The sequence below is a fragment of the Bradyrhizobium manausense genome, from assembly GCF_001440035.1.
Lineage (GTDB): Bacteria > Pseudomonadota > Alphaproteobacteria > Rhizobiales > Xanthobacteraceae > Bradyrhizobium > Bradyrhizobium manausense.
On sequence record NZ_LJYG01000052.1, the window covers coordinates 22,872 to 29,726 of the forward strand.

Annotated in this window: 8 protein-coding genes and 1 pseudogene; 5 read left to right on the forward strand and 4 right to left on the reverse strand. The window is 63.6% G+C overall.

The features are described from left to right. The 3 genes and pseudogenes from AOQ71_RS47770 to AOQ71_RS13785 form a co-directional block, all read left to right on the forward strand. A pseudogene (locus tag AOQ71_RS47770) lies at positions 1 to 1,131 on the forward strand (AsmA-like C-terminal region-containing protein); the annotation flags it as partial. Between the two features lie 363 nt (positions 1,132 to 1,494). After that, complete coding sequence (locus AOQ71_RS13780) at positions 1,495 to 2,619, forward strand: DUF2336 domain-containing protein (RefSeq protein ID WP_057747227.1); 1,125 nt, start codon at positions 1,495 to 1,497, stop codon at positions 2,617 to 2,619. A gap of 25 nt (positions 2,620 to 2,644) precedes the next feature. Next, positions 2,645 to 2,905 (forward strand): hypothetical protein, encoded by a 261-nt coding sequence (locus AOQ71_RS13785; protein WP_057747228.1) that lies wholly within the window; start codon positions 2,645 to 2,647, stop codon positions 2,903 to 2,905. Positions 2,906 to 3,071: 166 nt separating this feature from the next. Here the strand turns inward: AOQ71_RS13785 and AOQ71_RS13790 are convergent, their stop codons facing one another. Continuing rightward, positions 3,072 to 3,434, reverse strand: coding sequence for a hypothetical protein (locus tag AOQ71_RS13790; protein WP_057747275.1), 363 nt, complete (start codon positions 3,432 to 3,434; stop codon positions 3,072 to 3,074). A gap of 472 nt (positions 3,435 to 3,906) precedes the next feature. Between AOQ71_RS13790 and pyrF the strand changes: the two genes are divergently transcribed. Continuing rightward, the gene (gene pyrF, locus AOQ71_RS13795) at positions 3,907 to 4,812 is read left to right on the forward strand and encodes an orotidine-5'-phosphate decarboxylase (RefSeq protein WP_057747276.1); all 906 of its coding nucleotides are present in this window, start codon (positions 3,907 to 3,909) and stop codon (positions 4,810 to 4,812) included. Between the two features lie 104 nt (positions 4,813 to 4,916). Here pyrF and AOQ71_RS13800 read toward each other — a convergent pair whose 3' ends face one another. Next, entirely contained in the window at positions 4,917 to 5,150 is a 234-nt protein-coding gene (locus tag AOQ71_RS13800; RefSeq protein WP_063958233.1) for a hypothetical protein, read from the reverse strand. Between the two features lie 54 nt (positions 5,151 to 5,204). Here AOQ71_RS13800 and AOQ71_RS13805 point away from each other — a divergent pair, with 54 nt between their 5' ends. Beyond that, entirely contained in the window at positions 5,205 to 5,702 is a 498-nt protein-coding gene (locus tag AOQ71_RS13805; RefSeq protein WP_245316875.1) for a response regulator, read from the forward strand. A gap of 19 nt (positions 5,703 to 5,721) precedes the next feature. Here the strand turns inward: AOQ71_RS13805 and AOQ71_RS13810 are convergent, their stop codons facing one another. Together AOQ71_RS13810 and AOQ71_RS47775 are read right to left on the reverse strand one after the other, a co-directional pair. Continuing rightward, entirely contained in the window at positions 5,722 to 6,219 is a 498-nt protein-coding gene (locus tag AOQ71_RS13810) for a GNAT family N-acetyltransferase (protein ID WP_057747231.1), read from the reverse strand. 61 nt (positions 6,220 to 6,280) lie between these two features. After that, on the reverse strand, positions 6,281 to 6,855 hold a 575-nt coding region (locus AOQ71_RS47775; protein WP_245316876.1), incomplete at its 5' end, for a response regulator.

The window sequence follows — 6,855 nt, forward strand, 5'->3', positions numbered from 1 at the left end:
GAGCCGCTCAGCGCGGGCCTCATCACCGGCTGGCGCGGCCGGGTCGCGTTCCAGGCGCTGCGCGGCAACCTGCCCGGGGGAATCGAGATTCGTCCCTTCAGCGGCGCGCTCAGGGGCGACGGCCAGTCGCTCGCGCTCGACGCACTCAAAGGCAGCCTCGGTGGCGGCGAGATGACCGCAAGCCTCGATGCCCGCAACGGCCCCAACGGTCTGGCGCTGAATGCGCATCTCGATCTCGGCAATGTCGATGCGGCCTCGCTGCGCTACCGCGATCTGGCGCTGCCGAAGGGGCGCATCTCGGCGCAGATGACGCTGACGAGCCAGGGCCGCAGCGTCTCGGCGCTGACAGGCGCACTCGCCGGCAACGGCACGGTGACGCTTGATGCGGCCGAGATCAACGGCCTCAATCCGCGCGCCTTCGAGATCGCCATTCGCGCCAGCGACAATGGCCAGATCTCCGACGACACCAGATTGCGTCAGCTGGTCGAGCCCGCATTGTCCGCGGGGCCGATCGCGGTCGCCTCGGCGCAGATCCCGTTCACGATCCGCGACGGCCGCCTGCGCGTCGGCGCAACGCCGCTGGAAGCGAAGAACGCCCATGCCATCGTCTCCGGCGGTTACGACATTCCCGCCGACCAGGCCGATATCCGCGCCAGCCTCACGCCGATCATGACCGGTCTCTCCGGCGCACCGCCGGAGATCCAGCTGTTTGCGGCCGGACCCCCCGACAAGCTCAGCCGCACCGTCGATCTCACGCCGTTGTCGTCGTGGCTCGCGGTGCGCACGATCGATCGCGAGACGCGACGGCTCGATGCCATCGAGCGTGGCGAGCCGCCGCCCGCAACCGCCGCGCTGCCGACGCTGGTCTCGCCCGAGCCTGAGCCGTCGCCGACCGAGGTGCCGTTGCCCGGCCGCGATCCGCGCCGCCCGCCGCCGAAGGCGAAGCTGGAGCCCAAAGCCGCACCGACACCGAAGCCGCCGCTGGCCGCGCCCGCTGCGCCGAGCCCGCCGTTGGCGAGCCAGCAAGTCGCCCCCTTACCGCCGCCGATCGACGTGCGGCCCGCCCCGGGCCCACCGCCCGCAAAGCCGCGGCCGAAGCCGCCGCTGGTCCTGACGCCGCAGAATCCGTAAGGCATCAATAAGGAAAGCTCGAGCCGCGGGCTCTTCTTACCTCTCCCGCTTGCAAGAGGTATGTCGCCGCGAGTCCGAAATCGTAGGGTGGGCAAAGGCGCACTTGCGCCGTGCCCACGATTAGGTGGTGGGCACGCTTCGCTTTGCCCACCCTACGATACTCCGGGAGGGTGGAGCACACCTTGCGCCGCAGTAACCGAACTTCCTCGCATTTGAACGAATTTTCGTCGGCAAAACTGATGTGACGGTTTTACTGGATTCTCGCGTTTGTTCCCTAGTGTTGGTCCCCAGAGGAATCCGGCGTCCTGCCCGCATCGGCAGGATGGCTCGCCAGCAACTGGACCAAGAACTGGGGTTATCGCGATGGATGGGGCGAAAACGCTTCTACAGGATCTGGACGACGCAATCGCGCGCGGCACGGACGAGAGCCGGGCGAAGGCGTTGTGGCATGCGACTGATCTTCTGATCACCGGCCGCTACGTCGACGACGAGATCAGCATGTTCGGCGAGGTCATCGGCCGGCTTGCCGACGAGATCGAGGTCGCCGCGCGGGCGCAGCTCTCCGAATTGATGGCAGGCTGCGATCACGCGCCGCTCAACGTCATCGAGAAGCTCGCGCTCGACGACGAGATCGCGGTCGCCGGCCCCGTGCTGCGCGACTCCGTCAGGATCGGCGAGAAGGTGCTGGTCGAGAGCGCCATGACCAAGGGCCAGGCGCATCTGCTCGCGATCTCCCAGCGCGAGACGATCGGCGAGGCCGTGACCGACGTTCTCGTCAAGCGTGGTAACCAGGAGGTTGTCACCTCGGTCGCCAGGAACGAGGGGGCGCGCTTCTCCGGCTCGGGCCTGCTGCACATGGTCCGCCGCGCCGAGGGAGATTCGATTCTTGCCGAACAACTTGGCCTGCGCAAGGACGTGCCGCGCCACGTCTTCCAGCAGCTCATCTCCAAGGCGTCGGAGGACGTCCGTCGCCGCCTCGAGACCGAGCGCCCGGAGATGATGTCGCAGATCCAGAGCTCGGTGACCGAGGTCACCGGCGACCTGCAGTCGAAGTTCGGCCCGTCCTCGCGCAGCTATTTCGTCGCCAAGCGCGTGGTGACGACGCAGTACCGGCAGGGCAACCTGAACCAGGTCTCGATCTCGAACTATGCGCGCCAGCATCGCTTCGACGAGGTCCAGATCGGCCTGTCGCTGCTGTCATCGCTGCCGGTCGACGTGATCGAGCGGGCGCTGATGGATCGTAACCGCGAGATGATCCTGGTGCTGTGCAAGGCTCTCGACTTCTCCTGGGACACGACGATGTCGCTGCTCTTCCTCGGCGCCAAGGATCATCTGATCACGGCGCGCGAGCTCCACGACAATGAGCGCGATTTCAGCCGGCTCAAGATCGAGACCTCGCGCAGCATTCTGAAATTCTACCAGTCGCGCAAGAACAGCGCCGGCGCCGATCCCGCCACGGGTCGTCAGCCCGAGCTCCAGGTCCACTGAGCGGGATATCGAGGGAGTATTTGCAATGTTGCCTCAATTCGGCACCGCGATTCGCAAGAACAAGAGCCTCGCCAAGACGCTTCCCGCCAAGCCGCTTCCCGCCGAGACGGGCGGGGCAGCTCCGGAGAAGGCCACGGTCGACGCCGCATGGCTCGTGCTGGAAGCCGCCAACGATCTCGGCGACCACGCCGCGATCGAAGCCTGCCGCCGCGTCATCGACGCCGAGCTGAACGGCACGGTCGCCGCCAGTGCGGATACCGATCTCGTGGTCGGGTATTTCAGGTAACGACTTCAAGCTCACCCCTCACAGTCGCGCGAGCTATCGTAGGGTGGGCAAAGCGAAGCGTGCCCACGACTTTCTATCGGAGCGCCGAATTCGTGGGCACGGCGCAAGTGCGCCTTTGCCCACCCTACGATCTTCAACCGGCGGGATTAATGAATCGGCCGCACAATCAGCCGCAATTCCAGATCGCGCCGATCGGCGTCCGCGTCCAGCAGGGACCGAAGCTGCCGCCATTGTAGCGCGAGCCGCCAAAGCCCGGCCGGCCGAAATAATGCCATTCGCCGTCGAAGAAACGGTAATAGGCCGGCACCGGATCGATGTACCAGGGGCGCTGGTTTTCGCGCGCGTAGCGACGAAAGCCGTTCTTCTGCATGAAGATCGGCTGGGTGTTGCTCAGCGGCTGGCGATAGCCCGGCAGGAAGCCATAGCCGTGCCAGGCTTGCCTGGGTTTCTTTGCGACGGCCTCGGCAGGCACAATGGCCGGCAGCAGCGACAGGATGACAGCAACAAAGAGACAGAGAAGGCGTGACATGGTCAGACCATAGACAGCCGGTCGCGCGAAAGCCATTCAAATCCGAGTGGGATTGTCGGGCCAGAAGCAGTCGTCGTACCTCGACCTGTGGCAGCAGTGTCAGTGGGTGCGGAAGCTGTTTAGCCTCATCCTGAGGAGACCGCTGGAAGCGGTCGTCTCGAAGGACGAGGCGTGCGTGCAGGTCGCCCAATGAGCCCGTATGCGATGGCCCTCGGCTGCGAGGGACTTCTTGCCGGTTTCGGCGGTCTCTCGCCATAGCGCGTAGGATGGTTTGAGCTCTTGCGAAACCCATCATTGCATACGAGTGTGTTGCAGCGTGATGGGTTTCGCAAGAGCTCACCCATCCACAAACTCAGCCCGTCCGACGAACTGAGGACAGGATGACGCGTCGGAGATTTATAGCGATTGGCGTTGGATTGCCGGCTTGGCCTTGGTTCGACCGAAACTTCCTGATGCCGTTGGAGAGCTAGCGATGACCACTCTCTCTTGGATCGACCTCGTCGAGAGGAATGCCACCGAGTTTGGCGAGCTGGTGGCGGGCATCGATCCATACCTGCCTGAGCTTCCTGCCTTCTTCGATCATAGAGGGGACGGCTCATGGATTGAAGACTACGTCACATTCATGCTTGAGCTACTCAAGGGCCAGGTCGGCTTTGTAAAGTTTCAGTCCGCATATTTTGAAGCCTGCGGACTAAGGGGCCTGACGGCACTATCGGCCGGCATTGCACAGGCGAAGGCCAACGGGATGGCGGTCATTCTCGATGCCAAGCGAGGTGACATCGGATCGACTGCAGCGGCCTACGCCCGGGCCTATCTCACCCCGGCCTCAGCCGGTGGCAGCGGCGACTTTGAAGTCGACTGCCTGACAGTCGCTCCATTCATGGGCCCGGATACGCTGGAGCCTTTCGTCGATTGCTCGCGTAGCTACGGTAAGGGTCTGTTTGTTCTCTGCAGAACATCAAATCCGGGCGCAGGTTGGCTTCAAGACAAGGTGGCAGGGAACAGGCTGATCTCTGAACATGTTGCAGACTTGATCGCCAATATCGGGCCACCGCAGGAGGGTGCGCAACGTCTGAGCGCGATTGGCGCGGTTATTGGTGCAACGGCCGTTCATGAGGGCAGGCGGTTGCGGCAGCTCATGCCGCGATCGATCATACTTGCACCGGGGCTGGGCGCGCAGGGCGCGGATGCCGCCACCATCGGCGCCATGCGCGGACAATTCGATGGCGATCTCCTCCTCCCAGTTTCGCGTGGACTTTCGGCCGTCGTCGATCGCAATCTTGATGCAGACGCGTATCGCAATCTCGTGCTGGAAAGAATCGCTACGTTCAAGCTCCTATCCACGCGACGCAGCGGCCTTGCCCGAACGAGCGCGTGACGCTTTGACGCCAAGGGCGGACGCGGTGCAAGGATGGCATTCCGTAGCATCACAAAAAGGCCCCGCCGAAGCGAGGCCTCCTTGTTTTACGATGCTGGCACGAACTAGTCGTCGTCCCAGTGGTGACGGCGGATCACGACGCCGCGATCGTAGTCGCGGTCGTGGTGGTACCAGCCATGATGCCAGCCGCGATCGTGCTCGTAGATGCGGGCACGCGGGCCGTAATAGTCATCGCGGTCGCCGCCGACATAGACGCCGAAGCCGGCCGCATTGGCGATGGTGGGGGCACCGATTGCGAGTGTCGCAACTGCCGCAAGAGCGTAAGTCAGCTTCCTCATCTGTTCCTCCTCCTTCTGCATCGTCGGTTCGTCAACGGATGCCGCCGCTGCCTGTTGCAGGAACTGACAAGAAACTTTCTTGAATGGGTGTTCAGGTTTCACACACGCCATCGTCAGAAAGCCAAAAACCTATGTTGCGCTGCGGATGAGCTGGAACATTTGTATCGCGCGAGCCAAAGGTCCAACATGTCGGAACCACCTTCGATCCTGATCGTGGAGGACGAATATCCGCTGCAGGGCGTGCTCGAGAGCGTGCTGGCGGATGCAGGCTTTGCCTCCGACATCCTTTCGTCCGGCGAAGAGGCGATGACGGTGTTCCTCGCGCGCGGCAAGCGTCACAAGGCGCTGGTGACCGACGTCTATCTGGGCGGCAAGCTCAATGGTTGGGATCTCGCGCGGAGAATGCGGGAAAAGGATCCGGCCCTTCCGGTCGTGTACATCACCGGCGGCGCGGGTGCTGGATTGTGGAAGTCACAAGGCGTGCCCAACAGCCTGTTGCTGGAAAAGCCGTTTCATCCCGAACATTTGGTTGCGGCGCTCACGAGGCTGTGAGCCGCCGGCATGTCATGCGTCATCGCCTGATACGATAGATCACGACGTCCTCGCCGTGATGCGCCGTGTGTTTCTCCAGTGCATAGCCTGCCTTCTCCAGCACGCGCCGTGAGGCGACGTGTTCGACAGAGACGAGACCGATCACGGATGGCAGCTGAAGCTGCGACAGGCCGATGTCAGTCAGCGCGGTCGCGATCTCGCTGGCGAGGCCCTGGCCCCAGTGGTTGCGCTTGAACGTGTAGGCGATCTCGATCTCGTCGACGCCGTCCACGGGAATGTGCCGGATTCCGGCCCGCCCGGCGAATGCACCGTCCTTCGTGCGTAGCGCCCACAGGCCAAATCCGTGCCGGTCCCAATGTGTCATGTTAGTCGCAACATAGACCTTCGTGACGTCGGCGGAACGCACGCCGCCGAGATAGCGGGAGACATCGGGATCGAGATGGAGCGCGACGAGGTCGGTCAGGTGACCTTCGTTCAGCCTCTCGGCGATCAATCTCTCGGTGCTGAAGCGGTCCATGCTGACAGATAGCTGCTCTTGAAGCCCGTTGTCGATCGCTTTCGGGGCGCAAGACCACGCATCAGCATCGGTTGGAGCGCTTGGTGTCGATTGCGCGCCCGAGCTCTGACGTCACCGCGCTCAGCGCTGCGGCCAGTTCCTCGATGTGATAGGGTTTCGGCAGGATCTGGATCCCCGCCAATTCAGCGTCGTGAACTGCGGCCTCGGAATACCCGCTGGTCAGGAGCACGGGTATGTCGCTTCGCCGTCGTCTGATTTCGCGGGCGAGCTCCACGCCATTCATGCCGCCGGGCATCATGATGTCGGAAAAGACGAGGTCGACCGTTCGGCCGTCGGCGAGAGCGCCGAGCGCGGCGGCGCCGCTCGCTGCGTGGGTGACCTCGTAGCCGAGCTGTGCGAGCATCTCGCTCACCAGTGCGGCGACCTCCTCGTCGTCTTCGACCAGCAGAATGCGGCCGTGGCTGCTTCTTGTCGGCCGCACCATGTTCAGATCCACGAGGTGCAGCTCTCGGGAGGGAACGTCGTGCGATCGCGGCAGGTAGAGTTCGATGCTGGTGCCTTTGCCGACCTCCGAGCGAATGCGGACCGTCCCCCGCGACTGTGTCGCAAATCCGTGGACCTGGGCGAGGCCGAGCC

Bases quoted from the DNA above. Each gene is read 5' to 3' on its own strand.
- AOQ71_RS13810 (WP_057747231.1), bottom strand. From the start codon at position 6,219: ATGGACCGCTTCAGCACCGAGAGATTGATCGCCGAGAGGCTGAACGAA.
- AOQ71_RS13785 (WP_057747228.1), top strand. From the start codon at position 2,645: ATGTTGCCTCAATTCGGCACCGCGATTCGCAAGAACAAGAGCCTCGCC.
- AOQ71_RS13800 (WP_063958233.1), bottom strand. From the start codon at position 5,150: ATGAGGAAGCTGACTTACGCTCTTGCGGCAGTTGCGACACTCGCAATC.
- AOQ71_RS13790 (WP_057747275.1), bottom strand. From the start codon at position 3,434: ATGTCACGCCTTCTCTGTCTCTTTGTTGCTGTCATCCTGTCGCTGCTG.
- pyrF (WP_057747276.1), top strand. From the start codon at position 3,907: ATGACCACTCTCTCTTGGATCGACCTCGTCGAGAGGAATGCCACCGAG.
- AOQ71_RS13780 (WP_057747227.1), top strand. From the start codon at position 1,495: ATGGATGGGGCGAAAACGCTTCTACAGGATCTGGACGACGCAATCGCG.